This window comes from Pseudomonas sp. ARP3, assembly GCF_001029595.1.
GTDB classification, from domain to species: Bacteria; Pseudomonadota; Gammaproteobacteria; order Pseudomonadales; family Pseudomonadaceae; genus Aquipseudomonas; species Aquipseudomonas rhodesiae.
The window spans coordinates 20,759-38,956 of record NZ_LEKF01000032.1; the positions used below are offsets into that span (position 1 = coordinate 20,759).

The 18,198-nt window shown below is 58.1% G+C and carries 16 protein-coding genes; 11 read left to right on the plus strand and 5 right to left on the minus strand.

Annotated features, from left to right (window positions below):
- Nucleotides 1-191: 191 nt before the first annotated feature.
- The 6 genes from ABX75_RS26205 to ABX75_RS26230 all read left to right on the plus strand — a co-directional run bounded on the left by ABX75_RS26205 (nucleotide 192) and on the right by ABX75_RS26230 (nucleotide 9,164).
- Complete coding sequence (locus ABX75_RS26205; RefSeq protein ID WP_034115220.1) at nucleotides 192-2,084, plus strand: sigma-54-dependent Fis family transcriptional regulator; 1,893 nt, start codon at nucleotides 192-194, stop codon at nucleotides 2,082-2,084.
- A gap of 155 nt (nucleotides 2,085-2,239) precedes the next feature.
- Nucleotides 2,240-5,464 carry a hypothetical protein gene (locus tag ABX75_RS26210; protein WP_047882933.1) on the plus strand — a complete coding sequence of 1,075 codons (3,225 nt, stop codon included), beginning with the start codon at nucleotides 2,240-2,242 and terminating at the stop codon, nucleotides 5,462-5,464.
- A gap of 181 nt (nucleotides 5,465-5,645) precedes the next feature.
- Nucleotides 5,646-6,623 carry a hypothetical protein gene (locus ABX75_RS26215; protein WP_144419328.1) on the plus strand — a complete coding sequence of 326 codons (978 nt, stop codon included), beginning with the start codon at nucleotides 5,646-5,648 and terminating at the stop codon, nucleotides 6,621-6,623.
- 288 nt (nucleotides 6,624-6,911) lie between these two features.
- On the plus strand, nucleotides 6,912-8,261 hold the full coding sequence (gene mpl, locus ABX75_RS26220; RefSeq protein ID WP_047882934.1) for a UDP-N-acetylmuramate:L-alanyl-gamma-D-glutamyl-meso-diaminopimelate ligase: 1,350 nt from the start codon (nucleotides 6,912-6,914) through the stop codon (nucleotides 8,259-8,261).
- On the plus strand, nucleotides 8,258-8,887 hold the full coding sequence (gene ubiX / locus ABX75_RS26225; protein ID WP_034100928.1) for a flavin prenyltransferase UbiX: 630 nt from the start codon (nucleotides 8,258-8,260) through the stop codon (nucleotides 8,885-8,887). Before mpl ends, ubiX begins: the two co-directional genes overlap by 4 nt.
- Nucleotides 8,880-9,164, plus strand: coding sequence for a YceK/YidQ family lipoprotein (locus ABX75_RS26230; protein WP_034100927.1), 285 nt, complete (start codon nucleotides 8,880-8,882; stop codon nucleotides 9,162-9,164). Before ubiX ends, ABX75_RS26230 begins: the two co-directional genes overlap by 8 nt.
- 62 nt (nucleotides 9,165-9,226) lie before the next feature.
- Here the strand turns inward: ABX75_RS26230 and ABX75_RS26235 are convergent, their stop codons facing one another.
- The 3 genes from ABX75_RS26235 to ABX75_RS26245 all read right to left on the minus strand — a co-directional run bounded on the left by ABX75_RS26235 (nucleotide 9,227) and on the right by ABX75_RS26245 (nucleotide 12,177).
- A complete protein-coding gene (locus tag ABX75_RS26235) occupies nucleotides 9,227-9,868 on the minus strand; it encodes an oxidoreductase (protein ID WP_034100926.1) in 642 nt (213 codons plus the stop codon).
- Between the two features lie 29 nt (nucleotides 9,869-9,897).
- Complete coding sequence (locus tag ABX75_RS26240) at nucleotides 9,898-11,616, minus strand: C13 family peptidase (protein ID WP_047882935.1); 1,719 nt, start codon at nucleotides 11,614-11,616, stop codon at nucleotides 9,898-9,900.
- Nucleotides 11,617-11,721: 105 nt separating this feature from the next.
- Nucleotides 11,722-12,177 carry a MaoC family dehydratase gene (locus ABX75_RS26245; RefSeq protein ID WP_034100924.1) on the minus strand — a complete coding sequence of 152 codons (456 nt, stop codon included), beginning with the start codon at nucleotides 12,175-12,177 and terminating at the stop codon, nucleotides 11,722-11,724.
- A 202-nt stretch (nucleotides 12,178-12,379) separates the two neighbouring features.
- Here ABX75_RS26245 and ABX75_RS26250 point away from each other — a divergent pair, with 202 nt between their 5' ends.
- From ABX75_RS26250 to ABX75_RS26260, 3 genes are read left to right on the plus strand one after another with little or no spacing between them, the layout of a single operon-like run.
- Nucleotides 12,380-12,742 carry a CidA/LrgA family protein gene (locus tag ABX75_RS26250; RefSeq protein WP_034100923.1) on the plus strand — a complete coding sequence of 121 codons (363 nt, stop codon included), beginning with the start codon at nucleotides 12,380-12,382 and terminating at the stop codon, nucleotides 12,740-12,742.
- A complete protein-coding gene (locus tag ABX75_RS26255; protein WP_034100922.1) occupies nucleotides 12,739-13,455 on the plus strand; it encodes an LrgB family protein in 717 nt (238 codons plus the stop codon). The genes ABX75_RS26250 and ABX75_RS26255 overlap by 4 nt, the downstream gene beginning before the upstream one ends.
- Before the next feature lie 21 nt (nucleotides 13,456-13,476).
- On the plus strand, nucleotides 13,477-14,067 hold the full coding sequence (locus ABX75_RS26260) for an LON peptidase substrate-binding domain-containing protein (protein WP_034100921.1): 591 nt from the start codon (nucleotides 13,477-13,479) through the stop codon (nucleotides 14,065-14,067).
- Here the strand turns inward: ABX75_RS26260 and ABX75_RS26265 are convergent.
- The gene (locus ABX75_RS26265) at nucleotides 14,064-15,380 is read right to left on the minus strand and encodes a bifunctional DedA family/phosphatase PAP2 family protein (RefSeq protein ID WP_047882936.1); all 1,317 of its coding nucleotides are present in this window, start codon (nucleotides 15,378-15,380) and stop codon (nucleotides 14,064-14,066) included. The genes ABX75_RS26260 and ABX75_RS26265 overlap by 4 nt on opposite strands.
- A gap of 30 nt (nucleotides 15,381-15,410) precedes the next feature.
- Nucleotides 15,411-16,094 (minus strand): DNA-3-methyladenine glycosylase, encoded by a 684-nt coding sequence (locus tag ABX75_RS26270; RefSeq protein WP_034100919.1) that lies wholly within the window; start codon nucleotides 16,092-16,094, stop codon nucleotides 15,411-15,413.
- Nucleotides 16,095-16,268: 174 nt separating this feature from the next.
- On the opposite strand from ABX75_RS26270, the gene ABX75_RS26275 reads away from it, so the two are divergent.
- Entirely contained in the window at nucleotides 16,269-17,534 is a 1,266-nt protein-coding gene (locus ABX75_RS26275; protein WP_047882937.1) for a glutamate-5-semialdehyde dehydrogenase, read from the plus strand.
- The gene (gene nadD / locus ABX75_RS26280) at nucleotides 17,534-18,178 is read left to right on the plus strand and encodes a nicotinate-nucleotide adenylyltransferase (RefSeq protein ID WP_034100917.1); all 645 of its coding nucleotides are present in this window, start codon (nucleotides 17,534-17,536) and stop codon (nucleotides 18,176-18,178) included. The genes ABX75_RS26275 and nadD overlap by 1 nt, the downstream gene beginning before the upstream one ends.
- Nucleotides 18,179-18,198 lie beyond the last annotated feature (20 nt).

The window sequence follows — 18,198 nt, forward strand, 5'->3', positions numbered from 1 at the left end:
TGCGTTGTGGGCCAGATAAATCAAGGGGTTGGGCTTTGTTGCAAAGGGTTGCTGTGACACGCGCGATACAGCGGGTGTGACAGTTTGTGCCATAAGCGGTACAGCGTATGGCCAGTGGGCCCACTCGGGATTGCATCCATCACAGGCCTGGAGGATGCTGGACGCTCTCACGCCGGGAGAATAATAAGAACATGCACAACGATCATTTCAGTCGCCATGCCCAGCAAGTCCTGACAGTGGCGCGTGGCCGCGACCCATCGAGCGATCCGTCCATCGCGCGTTCCTGGCTGCGGTGCCTGGAGGATTACCACCTCGACCCTGCGCAAACCATCGCTCCCACCGTGCTCGAACACGGCCGCCTGCTCGAAAGCCGTGAGCGTCTGCAGCAAGTACTGCAAATCGCCGGCAGCGAGATGAACAGCCTGCATCAACAACTCTCAGGTGCCGGCCACGCGGTGCTGCTGACCGATGCGCGCGGGGTGATCCTCAACTGTGTCACCGCGCCCTCCGAGCGTAGGGTCTTCGAGCGCGCGGGGTTGTGGCTCGGTGCCGATTGGAGTGAGGCCAGCGAAGGCACCAATGGCATCGGCACCTGCCTGGTTGAACGTCAACCCTTGACGATTCATCGCGATGAGCATTTTCGCGGCCGGCACACCGGGCTGACCTGTTCGGCCAGCCCGGTGTTCGACCCCCATGGCGAGCTGCTGGCCGTGTTGGATGTGTCATCGGCTCGTGAGGCGGTGTCGCGCCAGAGCCAGTTCCACACCATGGCGCTGGTGAACCTGTCGGCCAAGATGATCGAAAGCTGTTACTTCCTGCGTCACTTTGAACAGCACTGGCTGTTGCGCTTTCACCTGCAGGCCGAGTCGGTGGGGCTGTTCAGCGAAGGGTTGCTGGCGTTCGATGGCGAGGGGCGCATCTGTGCGGTCAATCAAAGTGCGCTGAACCTGTTGGGGCAGGTGCGTGGCGGCTTGCTGGGCCGTTCGGTGGAGGCAGTGTTCGATTGCGCTTTGGACCAGTTGCTCGGTCGCGCCAGTGCCAACGCCACAGCCAGCTGGCCATTGCGTAGCTGCGATGGTCGGCAGTTATACGCTGCATTGCGCGGCCAGGCCCGCAGCTTGCCGACGCCACCAGCAAAAGTTGTGGCGCCGCATTCAGGTGTATGCCTGGTCGACCCGGCCCTTCAAACTGATTTCCGTAGAGCACTGCGCATCTTTGAACGCGACGTGCCGTTATTGATTAATGGCGAAACGGGTTGCGGTAAAGAAGCTTTCGCCAAAGCAGTGCACCAGGCCAGCGCGCGTGCCGATAAGGCTTTTGTCGCTCTCAACTGCGCTGCCATCCCCGAAAACCTGATCGAAAGTGAGCTGTTCGGTTATCGCGGCGGCAGCTTTACCGGCGCGTTGAGAGAAGGCATGCGCGGCAAATTACTACAGGCCGACGGCGGCACGCTGTTTCTCGATGAGATTGGAGACATGCCTCTTGCGTTGCAAACCCGTCTTTTAAGGGTGCTGGACGATCGCGTGGTGGTACCCATCGGCGGTGCCCCGCAGGCAGTGAACGTCAGAATCATCAGCGCCACCCATCGCAACCTGTCAGAACGTGTGGCCAACGATAGCTTCCGCGAAGATCTTTACTATCGTCTCAACGGCGTTGAAATTACCCTGCCACCCTTACGTGAACGTAGCGACAAAGCGCAATTGCTGGCGTTTTTGCTTGCGAATGAAGCGCCAGGACAGGTTGTGGCGCTTGAGGAAAAGGCGCATCACGCTTTGCTCGACTACGCCTGGCCTGGCAACGTTCGGCAATTGCGCAACGTCCTTCGCACGTTGGTGGCCTTGTGCGAGAACGGGCAAATCAGGTTCGAAGATTTGCCGCATTTCATTCGTCAGGCGAGAGCGGGCGCGGCTGTCGGGCCGCGTCAGGAGCGCGCGCTGGACAATGCAGAGCGTGGGGTGTTGCTCAACGCCTTGGAGCAGCACCGTTGGCATATGTCCCACACGGCAGAAAGTTTGGGAATAAGCCGCAATACGCTTTATCGGAAGTTGCGAAAGTACGGAATCGAACGTTGTTTGCAAATGTGACCTGCATGATTAACGGGGTGCGTAAGGTGAAGGCAATATTCAGGCTTGAAGCGTTTTGATAAGGTTTTTCGAATTTTATTTGTATTATTTATATGGGGTTTCGCCACTCAGGGTACGAGCAGCTATTAATCTGAAATCGTCCTTTGGTGTGGAAAATGAAAACTTTAGAAAGTACCAGGCCAACGTCAAACTTTGCGAGTGACGTGGCTGGGCAATATCCTTCTATTACCACCGAGCCGGGCAGCACTGGTGCAGTTGTTGGCAACAGAACTTTCGCGCAAGTGCCTGACACTCCTGAAGCGCGTGCAAAGGCTGACGCTCAGTTGGGCAAACCCTATGCGATCGCATTAGCGACGCGCTCCTATCAAACCTCGATAGCGCAGTCTGATATTCAAGTTGCCCCAGAGTCGACACTCGGACGTTGGCGCACCCTATTGGACAGTGCATTTAAAAGCCCTGGATTTTTAGCGTGGGCGAAAGAGCAGGGGCTTGATCTCAAAAGTGTCAAGCTGGATCCGTACCTCGGGGAGTTGACGGGGATAGTCAATGGCAAGATGAAGACGTTCTCCCTTAAAGACGATTCGGGTTGGGCAGATATTTCTCGAGTGCTGTTGTCGATTGCAAGGGTGATCGCTCCAATGCCCGGACAGGCGTTCAATTATCCATGGCCGGAAGGTAAGGTGCCGTCATACACAGTGGGGCGATTTTATGGAGAACCTATCGACCTCTCTCCTTCGCAAGCCGCCGCGCACCGGGAGAAATTGAAAGCAGGGGCCACGTTTGAGTTTGCACCTTTGCAGCATGCATCGCAGCGCTCTATAGAGGCTTTAGCGCAGCAGAATGAGGCGCTGGGTAATGACGCTAACCGTCATGCGCTTCTTGAGGCGCTGAGATCGCTGAAAGGCGATGCCGACGGGAAGATCGACCTGAATAACGCCAGGGTACCGATTGACCGACGGTCAAGTTTGTATCTCACCGAACAGCGTCAGGAAATGAGTCTTGCGCAATTACTTGAAAAGCAGGGGCATAAACTTCCCGGCGACAGTACGCAAGCGCATGCGTTGGCTGAAGCACTGTCCTTTGACCTTGTCCATCGGTCGCCTGGAACTGACGCCGGGGGAGTGAGGCATATTGTCGGGCAACTGAACAAAACCTTAGTACGCAAGATGAAAGCGGTGGTGGGTGATTGGAAGCTCAAGCATGCAAACCAAGCACTAGAACCTCAAGCAGGGGCCGGGGCAGGTAGTTTGTTGCATAGTCTGATCACCGGGCTGTCTCCGGCTGCAAAGAAGGATATTGCGCACAATCCATCATCGGCACTGGACCAGCTCATTCGGTCGCCCGAGGCGCAGGCATTGGGTAAAGCCATACAAGAGAAACTCAGATTAGCCGAATCGCCGACCGCTGCAATCGAGGCGTTAACTGCGGCGCTCGTGCAAGAGCTTGATCCTAATTCTGGAAGGTCCCGTTTCAACTTGGCAGGCTATAACCTCTATCAACTCGACAATGCAGGGGTTAGCGCTGCTGAAATCGTTAAACGTTTTACCGCTTACCTTGAAACCAAGGTGGGAGTTGCAGCAGCACCGCTTGCTGCGCGGCTATTACTCTCAGCCGTTGCTCCTGAATTTCTGGTGAAAGACATTCCTCCTGATCTTGCTAATAGCTCTCATACATGGACGACCTTCTCTACAGCGGTTGCATTGGTAGAGCAGGAAGCGCCTGGCGCATCGGCGAACATGACGTTCAGTCAGGTCATAAGGTACGCGGAGGCGCAGCTTGGAATTCTCGACGGTGACTTCGAGTTAGCAGCAGCATCAAAGGATGCAGTTACTGCGTGGGGCATTGTTAATCAGGTGATTAAAAGCAACCCCAACGGGCAGTACACGATCGAGGAGGTTGAAAAATCACAAGAGGTACTGGAAAAGCAGAAAAAGGAATTGAAGTGGGCAGGTGCTGAACTAATGAAGCCGGCTCCGACTCGACGGGATGTGGCGCTGGCGGAGTTCAAGCGGGTGTTCCCGGATGTCGATCCGACTAAGGCAAGCTTGCGCAGTATCAATGACAAGAACTATGTCGTCTCTCCCCTAGATGTCTATATGACGAAGTCCAGTCTTCCAGATTGGTTGGATTTCTGGGTGTCGAAAGATGAAAAGGAACTCCCTTGGAAATCAATAAAGTCGCGCTTTTCTGAGCTGGCAACCGATATTGATAAAAAGTTTTCTGACAGGTTTGGCGAGTACACAAAAAGTCAAACCGCAGCGAGGGCTGTTTTATTCAAATATCATCTTTCTTTGCTTCCTTTTGCTGTGCAAGAGCGTATAAAAAAATCAGATATAACGTTCATGGGACTGTCTCGTCCATTCTTGGAGACAGAGTTAAAGAGTAATACTGGCCTGAGCCTGCACCCCGCTGAAGTGCTGCGAGAACCAACCCCGCGTGAACTCATGGCGTTAGAAGGGGGGCATGGTGTCCTTATGAAAGTTGAGGGGGCGGATGGCAAGGTCGAATATTACAGTTATTATCCCACTTCAGGAGAGTTCATTAAGGAACAGGGTGTACCGCAAGAACGAGTAGATTTTGATGATAGTAAATATTTTCCTTCGGGTACCAAGGCGCGTGTATCAGGCACGTATGACGTTTTCAAGAAATTTGGTGAGACCAATCATAAGCAGGATTCAACCGGTGTTAGCGAGGAAGAAAAAGTTCCTTATTTTTCTCGACGAAATGGCGCGCTGGCGTCAGTGGTGGGGAACTTTTTCACGAAAAATTTCGGTGAGTTAAAAGGGGCGGCTTACGGACAAACAGTAATTGAGAAAAATATTAAGGGTAACAAAGCTGTCAATGATTTTCTTCTTTCGCTTATTCCTTTTTATGACGGAATTGATGAGGCGATCAAAGGTCAGGTTGTAGGGGCGGTTACTAATATCGTTTTCGATATTTTAGGATTTCTTATTCCCGGGCTTGGCGCCGCGAAAAAAGCGGCGAAGGCCGGTAAGTCGTTAGGCAAGATACTCAAGCGTTCTATATTGGCTGGGGTTGGCGCTTCCGTAGGCGTTACCGATGCGATAGATCTCCCGAAAAACGTTTACCGAGGGCTTGGGGCACTTGGTAAGGATGCGAAGAAACTGTACAAGCATGCAGACGAGATACTGCCTCGATTAAAAGGGAATTATAGAACTTATGATGTGACAAGAGTTTATAAAGAAGGTGATGTCGTCAAGGGTTTCCATCAGGTGGAGTCTGATGGAGTGCGTATGCCGGTGATCGCTATATTTCGCAAGGGGGCGTGGTATGCATACAGTACCGTCAAGAATACACCGTTTGGTCCCCAGTTAGTGCAGTTTGGTGTTCTGAGCCAAACGATGCCTAGCCAGCAATGATTGCAATGGGATAAGCGGGGGAAGTTATCGTGTGAATATTAAATATTTCGGCTGGTGGGTGGCGGGATGGTTGTGTAGTTTTACTTGAAGTAGTGCGGAACTGTTTTAGCTCTTTGGGTTACTTAGTGATTGGGAGTAAGGGACGACTTCCTAATGTAAATCAATCATTAGGTAGAATATTATGATGTTTTTAAATTCGGTTGCGCGGCCTGTCGTTTTTGGAATTATTGGGGATATTGGTTCAATAATTCTCCCCCCCAAACCACCTAAACCACCTAAACCACCTAAAGTGGATGTGCCTGGGGGAGGGAAAGTGGATGGGCCTAAGCCAGGAGACGTTTCAACACCAAAGTCGGGAGACGGTGGCAAGACCGATTACGATCAAACCTACATTGATAAACAAGTGGGTAAATTTGAAGGGGAAGGACAGGTCCTTGGTCAGAAAGAACCTGGGTCTGCTCCCACTACAGAGACCACTCTTACTCCAGAACAGGTTGAATATAGAGACGCACAGCAGAAGAAGTGGCAAGCTGAACAAGACGCAAAAAAGCGGGATCAGTTATTTGCACAGCCGACCTCAGGTCACATAGACGGAAAGACGCCTGAACCATTTTCGCAGAGCGGCCTTGAAGAAAGCGTCGAGACGGTATTGAAGGCGGGGAAAGAAGGCCGAGCGCTACCACTTCAGATACGCAATATGGTCAAGACCGCATTGATTAATGCGCCGATCACCGCGCTCTTCGCGGCTCCCGCGACACTTGCCTCCAACGTCGCTTACGAGTATCTAAAACCCAAAATTAATCCACCGGCGACTCCGGCCACAGAGCAGCATGTTATGGAGTCGCAATTGGTCGAAAATGCTCAGAGGAACGTGTTTATGTTAATGAATACGTATGCTGCTCTTGGTTCACAAAAGGGCATTGAACCTAGTGTAGAGTGGTTGTCCAAGACAAATGATGAACGTATGGACTACCTTGATGAGATGCTTAATTTCCTTGAGGTGGAGTTTGCTAAATTAGCAGGAAAGGATGGCCCTGAATCTCAGCCTCCGAAACTAGGCGCACAAGCAGATGATATCAAGGGTCGGGCCATTGGTATGCAGACGAGAATCGCATACCTTAAAGGGCTGTTGGACGTTATAAAGTCCAAGCAACAGTGAATGCTGGCGATACGCATCGTGTAGTGGGCTGTTCCGAAGGAACTGTTCATAAGCAGTTGCTCGGTTAAACGGGGCAACTGCTTTCACTGTTGTTCAGCAATAACACACCCTAAGTAGGGGCACTATAACTGTCCTCACCTAGGGTGTGTTTTTTCAGCAGTTACCTGTATTCGCCGAGGCGCACACGCTAGGTGCAGGCCCCCGCTACTGCGCTGGGCGTCTGCTGTATAAAAGGTGCGATTTCCCGCCCCCTGCGCTAACCTGCCTCGATGTTTTACGAGGTCAACTATGCACATTCATATTCTCGGTATTTGCGGCACGTTCATGGGCTCGATGGCGGTTCTGGCCAAAGAGCTGGGCCATCATGTCACCGGCTCCGATGCCAATGTTTACCCACCCATGAGCACGCAACTGGAAGCTCAGGGCATTGAGTTGACCCAAGGCTACGACCCGGCGCAATTCGATCCGGTCCCGGACCTGGTCGTGATCGGCAACGCCATGTCCCGTGGCAACCCGGCGGTCGAGTACGTGCTCAATAAAGGCTTACCTTATGTGTCCGGCCCGCAGTGGCTGGCGGATCATGTGTTGCAAGGTCGCTGGGTATTGGCTGTTGCGGGCACCCACGGCAAGACCACCACCAGCAGCATGCTGGCCTGGGTGTTGGAGCATGCGGGCATGAGCCCGGGCTTCCTGATCGGCGGCGTGCCGCAGAACTTCTCGGTATCGGCGCGTCTGGGCCAGACCCCGTTTTTCGTGATCGAGGCGGATGAATACGACAGCGCTTTCTTCGACAAGCGTTCCAAGTTCGTGCACTACCGCCCGCGCACAGCGATATTGAACAATTTGGAATTCGATCACGCGGATATCTTCCCTGATCTGGCGGCGATCGAACGGCAGTTCCACCATTTGGTGCGCACCATTCCGAGCGAGGGCCTGGTGATCCACCCGACCACCGAACCGGCCCTGCAGCGAGTGATCGACATGGGCTGCTGGACCCCGGTGCAAACCACCGGTGTTGGCGGCCAGTGGCAGGTCAAGTTGCTCAGTGACGACGGCTCGCGATTTGAGGTGCTGTTCGAAGGCGAGGCCCAAGGTGTTGTCGATTGGGACATGACCGGTCAGCACAACGTGGCCAACGCATTGGTGACCCTGGCGGCGGCGCGGCATGTGGGCGTGGTTCCGGCCATGGGCATTGTGGCGTTGAGCGCATTTAAAAGCGTGAAGCGCCGGATGGAAAAAGTCGCCGACGTGAATGGCATTACCATCTACGATGACTTTGCCCACCACCCGACGGCCATCGCCACCACCCTCGACGGCCTGCGCAAACAGGTCGGTGATGCGCCGATCATCGCCATTGTCGAACCGCGCTCCAATTCCATGAAGCTCGGCGCCCACCGCGACGGCTTGCCGGAAAGCGTCAATGATGCCGACCAGGCCGTGTGGTACGCCCCGGCCAACCTCGGCTGGGACCTGCCGGCCATTGCCGCGCAGTGCACAGTGCCTTCGCAAGTGTGCGACTCCATCGAAGGCATCATTGCGTTCGTCAAACAAAAAGCCACGCCGGGCACCCATGTGGTGGTCATGAGCAACGGCGGTTTCGGCGGCCTGCATGGCAAACTGGCCGAGGCCCTGAAATGAGCGGGCCGGAACGCGTCACCCTGGCGATGACCGGCGCATCCGGCGCCCCCTATGGCTTGCGCTTGCTCGATTGCCTGGTGCGCGAGGACCGGGAGGTGCACTTCTTGATTTCCAAAGCCGCGCAATTGGTGCTGGCCACCGAGACCGATGTGGCGCTGCCCGCCAAGGTGCAATCGATGCAAGCCTTTCTCACCGAGTACACCGGTGCGGCGGCGGGGCAGATCAAGGTCTACGGCAAGGAAGATTGGATGTCGCCGGTGGCCTCGGGCTCCGGAGCCCCGGCGGCGATGGTGGTGGTGCCGTGTTCTACCGGCACCTTGTCGGCGATTGCCACAGGCGCCTGCAACAATTTGATCGAGCGCGCGGCGGACGTGACCTTGAAGGAGCGGCGCCAACTGATCCTGGTGCCGCGCGAGGCGCCGTATTCGAGCATTCACCTGGAGCACATGCTCAAGCTATCGAATATGGGCGTGACGATTTTGCCGGCGTCGCCAGGCTTCTATCACCAGCCGCAAACCATCGATGATCTGGTGGATTTTGTAGTGGCGCGCATTCTCAATCTGTTGAATATTCCCCAAGACATGCTGCCGCGGTGGGGCGAGCACCATTTGAGCAGCGATGAATAAGGCGCTGCTGGTGCTGCTGGCGTTGCACCTGACCGGCTGCGCCACGGCGCGCACGTTGGACGCAGCCAAGCCGAACGCGCCGGTGGTGTATGCCGGCACGCGTTTGGATTTATATGCGATGAATGGCGGCTGCTGCGCCAAGGACCGGTTTGGGGCCGAGGCGCCGAGCTATCCCGGCGTCGACCTGCCGGCCAGTGCGTTGCTCGACACCTTGCTGTTGCCACTGTCGGTGTTGACGGTGCTGGGGGTGGGGTTCAACGCCACGGGCGGGCTTTAACCTGGGTTTATAGCTCAGTTGTTCTTCCGCCATCGGGGGCAAGCCCCCTCCCATATTTGGGGTTATTTACCGAGCTTGCGCAGTTCGTCCGACTCCACCACCCGCACCCCGTCTTGCTCTTCCAGTGCCAAGCGCCACATGGCGCGGGCCAGTTCGCACACTTCGATGCCGTGGTATTTACCCGGAATCAGACGCGACAGCGGGCCGGCCAGTTGTTCTGCCAGGCGCGGTTTGAGGCGTTCGCCCAGCAGCAACGACGGGCGCACGATGGTCAGTTGTGGCCAGTCCTGAGCTTTGAGCGCTTCTTCCATTTCCCCTTTCACGCGGTTGTAGAAGATCGACGACTTCGGATCGGCGCCAATCGCGCTGATCACGATCAGGTGCCGCGCGCCCATTTCCCGGGCTCGCTTGGCGAAAGCCACCACCATGTCCAGGTCCACCGCGCGGAACGCTTCTTCGGAGCCTGCTTGCTTGATGGTGGTGCCCAGGCAGCAGAAAGCAATGTCTACCTGGCCGCTGAGCCGGGGCAGGAACACCGCCGGGTCGCCCACTGGGTTTTCCAGGCGCGGATGTTCGGCCAACGGTTTGCGGCTGGGCGCAAGTACACGGGTGACGGTGGGTTCGTTGAGCAGGCGGTCGAGCAGGTGTTCGCCAGTTAGGCCGGAGGCTCCGGCAAGCAAAATATGCTGAGGCGTCAGGTACATGGTGTTTCCCCCTTGTTACACGGTTCAGCTTAGTTGCCTTTGGCTTCCTTGCTATTCATTGAGACGCTTTCGAGCGCCTTTCGTGCCTGCTGTTTACGCAAGAGTTGCCAATGGGCGATCACGCCTTTGGGAGCCCAGATCTGCGGCTCGGACGCTTCGAAGTTGTCCGCCTGCTCGCGTTCGCTCACATGCCCTTGGGCCAGCTTGAAGGCCTGTTGCAAATCGTCGGTCTGGTTGAGCGCTTGGGCGAAGAGGGCGTCGCCGAAGTAGGTGAAGTCGGCTTCTTCGGAACAACCGAAGGACACGCGGTCGGCGCGCGACGCCGTCATGATCAGGGTGCGGTCGTCTTTCAGCGCGGGGATGAACCCGCCGGAGTAACAGGCGGAAATCACAATAATTTTGTCGCGGTTTTTCAGCGGCGCCATTACGGCCGCCAGTTCGTCGGCGGGCAGGTCGGCCAGCTCCATGCGCGGTTGGTCCAGTACCAGTTCATGTTCATGGGTGCCGTGGCTGGTCAGGTAGATGAACACCAGGTCTTCCGGCCCAGTGCGATCAGCCAGGGTTTGCACGGAGCGGCGCAGGCTCTCGCGGGTGGCCAGCGGGCGGTCGGCGATGTGATCGCGGTGATTGACCAGGCGAATCTGCCCGCGTGCGCCAAAGCGGATTGCCAGCAGATTGCTGACGTAATCGGCTTCGCGCAGGAACACGCTCTGTTTGCCGTCACCGGCCAACACCAGGGTGTACAGCTCGACGGCGGGGGTGGAGGCCGGTACGGCCGCGAGAGCGGCATCGAGCAGATGGCCTTGGGCCAGAACGCCGATTTCTAACGGGTCGGGTAATAACTTGCCCTCCGCGTCGCGTACGCGCATGCCATTGATCCAGGTGCCGGCCTGTACGGTGCCGTCGGTGAGTACGAGGGTGCCACGGCCCTGGTAGTTATCGCTGTCGAAGCCACCGATATAGAAACTGCCGTCGGTGAGGTTCAAGCGGCCTTGTCCACTAAAGCGCCAGTCGGCGAACTCGCCGACATAGTGGCTGCCATCCGCGCCGATCAACTCGCCCTTACCGGTCAGCGCGCCTTCCTTGAACTGGCCGATCCATACGTCACCATCGGCGTTTTCGTAACGGCCCTTGCCGTTGAGCTGGTTCTGTTTGAATTGGCCGATGTAGATGTCGCCATCGGCGCTGTTGAAGGTGCCGTTGCCTTCCAGTTGGCCATCGACGAAGTGGCCGCTGAACTGGTTGCCGCTGTCGTCGTTGCGCTGGCCTTCGCCATTGGGTTTACCGTGGGCGAACTGGCCTTGATACTGGCTGCCGTCGGCCAGTTCCAGGCGACCGAGGCCTGAATATTGGTCGTCCTTGAACTCGCCACGGTAGGTCATCTGCCCTTCTTTGAGGGTGCCTTCGCCATGGCGACGACCGTTCTTGAACCCGCCCACATACTGGCTGCCAGCGGTGGTAAGGCTGCCTTGGCCGTCGAACAGGCCCTGCTTGAACTGCCCTTTATAGACCTCGCCGTTACTGCCATGCCATTCACCCTGACCGTGCCACTGGCCCTTGTCGAACGTGCCGGCGTACCAACTGCCGTTGGGGTAATCCACGCGGCCCTGGCCTTGCAGCAAACCATTGACCACATCGCCCCGGTAACGGCCGCCATCGGGCAGGCGCGCATCCGGCGGCAACAGCGATTCGCCATCTCCGCAAGCGGTGAGCAACAGGACAAGTGCAAGAGGGGCGAGTGGGCGCATAGCGGGATCCGGATAATTGAGCGCCGAGTATGCCGCAGCTGCGAGTTTCATACATAAATTTACATACCCTGTGGTGAGTGTGCGTGCCTCACCACAGGCAAACCCTTATACGAAGCAGAGCGATAGGGACTCGGCAATGTAAGCGGGTTTTTCCTGGCCTTCGATCTCCAGGGTGGCGGTGGCCTTGAACAGCCATTGGCCGGGCTTTTTCTCGGTGACGTCAGTGAGCGTGACGTTCAGGCGTACCTTGGAATTGACTTTCACCGGCTGGATGAAGCGCACGCTGTCGAGGCCATAATTGATCGCCATTTTCAGGCCCTCAGGCACGATCAGGATGTCTTCCATCAACTTCGGCATCAGTGACAGCGACAGAAACCCATGGGCGATGGTGCTGCCGAACGGCGTCTGCGCGGCCTTGACCGGGTCGACGTGGATGAACTGATGATCGCCGGTGGCCTCCGCGAACAGGTTGATACGGGCCTGGTCGATGGTGAGCCATTCGGAACGTCCCAGTTCCTTGCCGACATAATCGTTGAGCTGCGCTACGGGTACATAGGGCATTGCGTCTCTCCTTGGTTCATCGGTTTTATCCCGGCACAGCCATGTATTTATCCAGTGGCGGCGGGGCTTTTATGGGTGACAGAGATCCACTGTAGATCATCATGGCCCATCAGCTCGGTCAACCCACCATGCTTATGGCGAATGCCTGGGCATAGCGCCAGCGTGCTTATAATGCGGACGGGTCTTAAAGGGGAGAGGACGGATGCTGTTACGTGGCCTGACGTGGCTGGTGCTGTTTCAACTGATCGGCACGGCGCTCAATCATTTGCTGTTGCCGGTTCTGCCGGGGCCCATCATTGGCCTGCTGCTGATGCTTGGCTTTCTGGTGTGGCGCGGCGAGGTGGGTGAGCCCTTGAGCCTGGCCGCCAGCAGCCTGTTGCGCTACCTGCCGTTGCTGCTGGTGCCGCCGGCAGTCGGGGTGATGGTGTATGCCAAGGCTATTGCTGCGGATTTCTGGGCTATTGTCGGCGCCCTCGTGTTGTCGCTGGTAATTGCCATGGCCGTGATCGGCGTGATGATGGAGCGTTTGGCCAAGCGGCATGCCAGTGAGGAGGAGGGCCAATGATCTTCGACTGGCACGGAGCCTGGACGGCAGTGATTCATCATCCCTTGTTCGGGATCGGTATCACCCTGGGCGCCTATCAACTGGTGCTGGCGGGCTTCGAGAAAACCCGCTGGATCTTCCTGCAACCGGTGTTGGTGTCGATGCTGCTGGTGATCGGTGTGTTGCTCAGCTGTGGCCTGAGCTACGCCGAGTACCGCAAGAGCACCGAGATCATGGGCATCCTCTTGGGCCCGGCGACGGTGGCCTTGGCGGTGCCGCTGTACCTGAATTTGCGGCGGATTCGCCAATTGTTCTGGCCGATTTTTACTACGCTGGTGATAGGTGGGGTCTTCGCCACCGGTCTTTGCGTGCTGCTGGGGTGGTGGTTTGGCGCCGAACACATGGTGCTGATGACCATGGCACCCAAGTCGGTGACGTCGCCGATCGCCATGCTGGTGGCCGAGCAGATCGGCGGCGTGGCGGCGCTGGCGGCGGTATTTGTGTTGATCACCGGCGTGGTCGGCGCGATGGTCGGCCCGGCGTTGTTATCGCGTCTGGGCGTTCACAGTGCCGAGGCGCGTGGCATGGCCCTGGGCATGACTGCCCATGCCGTCGGTACTTCGGTGGCCTTGCAGGAAAGCGAAGAGTGTGGCGCCTTCGCGGCGCTTGCCATGAGTTTGATGGGCGTGGCTACGGCGGTGTTCCTGCCGCTGGCCGTGTCGGTCATTGTTTAAACCGGGTTTAAGGAACGCTTTATGAATCTGGCGCTGTTTCCACTCAATACCGTGCTGTTTCCTGGCTGCACGCTCGACCTGCAGATCTTCGAGGCGCGCTACCTCGATATGATCGGGCGCTGTATGAAGAAGGGCGAAGGTTTCGGGGTGGTGTGCATCCTTGGAGAGGCCAGGGCCGACGATATGACGGACGCTTACGCGGTGGTCGGTTGTGAAGCGCTGATCCGCGACTTCAAACAGCAGGACAACGGCCTGCTGGGCATTCGGGTTGAGGGCGGGCGACGTTTTCATGTATCTGACGTCACGGTGCAGAAAGACCAGTTGCTGGTGGGCGAGGTGCGCTGGCTGGATGAGCAACCGGACAGCGCCCTTGAAGAAGAGGACGAAGACCTGCTGGCCTTGCTTCAGGTCCTGGCCGAACACCCGATGGTCGCCTCATTGGACATGGACACCAACGCTCAGGGCCAACAAGCGTTGGCCAACCAGCTGGCGTATTTGCTGCCGTTCACCGATGACGACAAGATCAAGCTGCTGGAAATGGACAGTCCGCAACAGCGCCTGGATATGATCCAAGTCCTGCTCGACGAACTTCAGGGCGAGCTGTTCACTTAATAGGCGTAGCGCAACAGGGCATGGGATGTGCCCGCCAGCGCGATAAAACTCAGCACCGCCACCAGCGCCGGTAGTAGCAGCCACCAAGTTTTCCGTGGCATGGCGGGCAAGGGGCTTCGATATTCGCTAAGCCCCAGGCTGAACGCGCACACCGTCATTGCCAGCAACGTGCCGGCGAGGATGTCCGTGGGCCAATGGGCGCCGAGGTAGACCCGCGACAGTGCGATGAATGCCGCCGGAATACAGCCCAGCAGCATCCAGGTCAGGCGTAGCCGCGTGGGCTGGCCGCGACCGGCCAGGACCGCCAACGCCAGGAAAAACGCGAACGCGCCGGACGCATGGCCGCTGGGCATGCTGAAACTGGTCAATGGGTCTGTGAGGATTTCCGGGCGGCCGCGAGCGAAAAACAGTTTGGTCCCGGTATTGATAAGCGCAGACCCCGCCAGCGTGGCACCGACAAACAGCGCATGACGCCATTGCCGCGCCAATACCAGCAAGCCGGTAAACACCGCACTGGCGAAAAACATTTTTTTGAATTCGCCCAGTTGGGTGATCCGCACCATTACTTCATCCAGCCAAGGGCTGCGATGCTCCTGCACCAGCGCACTCAGGCCATGGTCAAAATTGTCCAGCGAGTGATAGCCGATAAACAGCGCGATCAATAACGTCAGGCTGGCGCCGCCTATCCATAACGTGGCGCGACGATGCCCCCGCAGGCTGCTATTCAGGCTTAGCCCGATCACGACCGCAAGGCACCCTGCGACCACCGCCGCTTCCGGCCAGAACCCTTCCGGCAACGGCAAGCGGAACGCGGCGCCGGTCGCCCAACCCGGCAGCAAATAGGCCACCGACCAACCCGCCGCCGCCAGAATGCTCACCCCGGCGAAACGCGGGAACGGCATGTCGCACATGCCGGCCACCATCGGCAGCATGGGGCGTAGCGGGCCGATAAAACGGCCCACCAGCAGGCTGGCGATCCCGTATTTGTGAAAGTAGGTCTCGGCGCCGTTCATCCATTCGGGGTGATGACGTAAGCCGGGCAAACGCCGTATGTTCTGATGGAAATGTCGTCCCAGAAAGTAGGAAACCCCATCGCCGAGCAAGCCGCCGAGGAACCCCAGCAGCAGCGTCTCGCTCAAGGACAGCGCGCCGCTACCGGCCAAGGCGGCGATAGCGAACAGCAGCACCGTGCCCGGTACGATCAAGCCGGCAATCGCCAGGCACTCCACGCACGCGACGATGAACACCGCCACGGCCAGCCATTGAGGGTTGATGCTCAGCCAGCCGGTAATGCTATCGAGCCATTGGCCCATACAATCCACTCCATCGGTGTTCTTGGGAATTCACAGCAAAAAATAGTCGCGGCCTTCGACCTGGCCTCGGCGCAACGGGTTCCGCGTGCAATAAGGCGCGTAGCCAGCATCGACGAAGCGGTACATCAGGTGTTCGTCACGCCCGCTGGGGATGCCCAGGCGGGTGGTCTGGATGATCTGCGTCGGGGTCTGGCCGACGTCTTCGACGTAAAGCAGTTCTTGGTCAAACCGTTTGGCGTCCCACATCGGCACCTTCAGCCCCAGCGCCTTGCACAACAGCGTCTGGCCCGCGCACAGTTTGTGCGAGGGGCGGGGCAGACCTTTGGCGTCCGGGTTGTTTAACAGCATCTGCGCCAGGCTGGCTGGGCCGGCGATTGCGTCGACCCATGGATAGGCGGATTTGATCAGCACCGCATTACCTGGGCCATGGGCGCTGAAATTCAGAGAATCGCCGCCACGGGCGTAATACATGTAGATGTGCCCCCCATCCAGAAACAAAGCCTTACGCTTTTCTGTGTAACCGAGAGACGCGTGGCTGCCCTTTTCGGCCGCGTAATAAGCTTCGGTTTCGATAATTCGCGCCGAAAGCCAGGTTTCGCCGACTCGGTGGCGAATGACTTTTCCGAGCAATTCACGCGCGAGCACTTGCGCATCGCGGTCGAAGAAGCTGTCGGGCAGGGCGCTGGCGGGGGTTGGAAGAGCGGAACTGGGCATGGCGTCGGCAGTTATTACGGCTAAATGTGACCGGATGATAACAACTCCCACCTTAATTACGGCTGAAGCTCATGTTTTTACAGTTCATTTCGACCATCCGCCCCTCACCGCTGTCAGTCGGGCGGCGTCACGGCTATAATCTGCCGCTTTCCTCTTTGCCAAGACTCCCCGACCATGACTGAGTCCGTTCTTGACTACATGACCCGCCTGGGTCGCGCTGCCCGCCAGGCGTCGCGGTTGATCGCCCGTGCGAGCACTGCGCAGAAAAATCGCGCCCTGCTGGCGGCCGCCGACGCTCTGGATGCCTCGCGCTCCGAGCTGACCGCCGCCAACGAACAGGATCTGGCCTACGGCCGTGCCAATGGCCTGGAGCCGGCCCTGCTGGACCGCCTGGCACTGACCCCGGCGCGTATCGACGACATGATCGAAGGCCTGCGTCAGGTAGCCAAGCTGCCTGACCCCATCGGTGAAATCCGCGATATGCGTTACCTGCCGTCCGGCATCCAGGTGGGCAAGATGCGCGTGCCCCTGGGCGTGATCGGCATCATCTACGAGTCGCGTCCTAACGTGACCATCGACGCCGCAAGCCTGTGCCTCAAATCCGGCAACGCCACCATCCTGCGCGGCGGCTCCGAGGCTATCCATTCCAACCGTGCCATCGCCGCGTGCATCCAGCAGGGCCTAGCCGTGGCCGAGTTGCCGGCCGAAGTGGTGCAAGTGGTGGAAACCACCGACCGCGCCGCCGTTGGCGCGTTGATCACCATGCCGGAATTCGTCGACGTCATCGTGCCGCGCGGCGGCAAGAGCCTCATCGAACGCGTGAGCCGCGATGCCAAGGTGCCAGTGATCAAGCACCTGGACGGCGTGTGCCATGTGTACATCGACATTGCGGCCGATATCGACAAGGCGATCCGCATCGCCGACAACGCCAAGACCCATCGCTACGCGCCGTGCAACACCATGGAAACCCTGTTGGTGCACGCCGGCATCGCCGAGCGCGTATTGCCGCCGTTGGCCGCGATCTACCGCGACAAGGGCGTTGAGCTGCGCGGTTGCGAGCGTACCCGCGCGTTGCTGGGCGCCGACGTGATCGAAGCCACCGAGCAGGACTGGTACACCGAATACACGGCGCCGATCCTATCGATCCGCATCGTTGACGACCTGGATCAGGCCATCGAGCACATCAACACCTACGGTTCCAAGCACACCGACGCGATCGTGTCCGAGCATTTCAGCGATGCCCGGCGCTTCCTCACCGAAGTGGACTCCGCTTCGGTGATGGTCAATGCCTCGACGCGCTTTGCCGACGGTTTCGAGTACGGCTTGGGCGCGGAGATCGGAATTTCCACCGATAAGCTCCACGCACGCGGCCCGGTGGGCCTGGAAGGCCTGACCAGCGAGAAGTACGTGGTGTTCGGCGACGGGCACGTGCGCACTTGATGGCTAAGCGCATCGGGCTGCTCGGCGGTACCTTCGACCCTGTGCACATCGGCCATCTGCGCAGCGCTCTGGAAGTGGCGGACGCAATGGCGCTGGATGAACTGCGCCTGATCCCCAATTTCCGGCCGCCCCATCGCGACACCCCGCAAGTGTCGCCCCAGCAGCGTCTGGAAATGGTGCGTCTGGCGGTGGAAGGCATTGCACCGTTGGTGGTGGACGACCGCGAGCTCAAGCGCGATAAACCGTCCTACACTGTCGACACCCTGGAACTGATGCGCGCCGAACTGGCCGCGGACGACCAGTTGTTTCTGCTTTTGGGCTGGGACGCATTTTGCGGACTGCCCTCTTGGCATCGCTGGGAGGATCTCCTCCAGCATTGCCACATCCTGGTTTTGCAACGCCCGGATGCCGACAGCGAACCGCCGGATGCCTTGCGCAACCTGCTGGCCGCGCGGTCGGTAAGTGACCCCTTGGCCCTGACCGGGCCGAACGGGAATATTGCATTCGTCTGGCAGACCCCGCTTGCGGTGTCCGCCACCCAGATCCGTCAACTGCTGGCCAGCGGTAAGTCGGTACGGTTCCTGGTGCCTGACGCGGTCCTGGCCTACATCGATGCGCACGGGCTTTACCGTGCGTCGAACTGAAAAGGCGTGCTTGAGGGTAC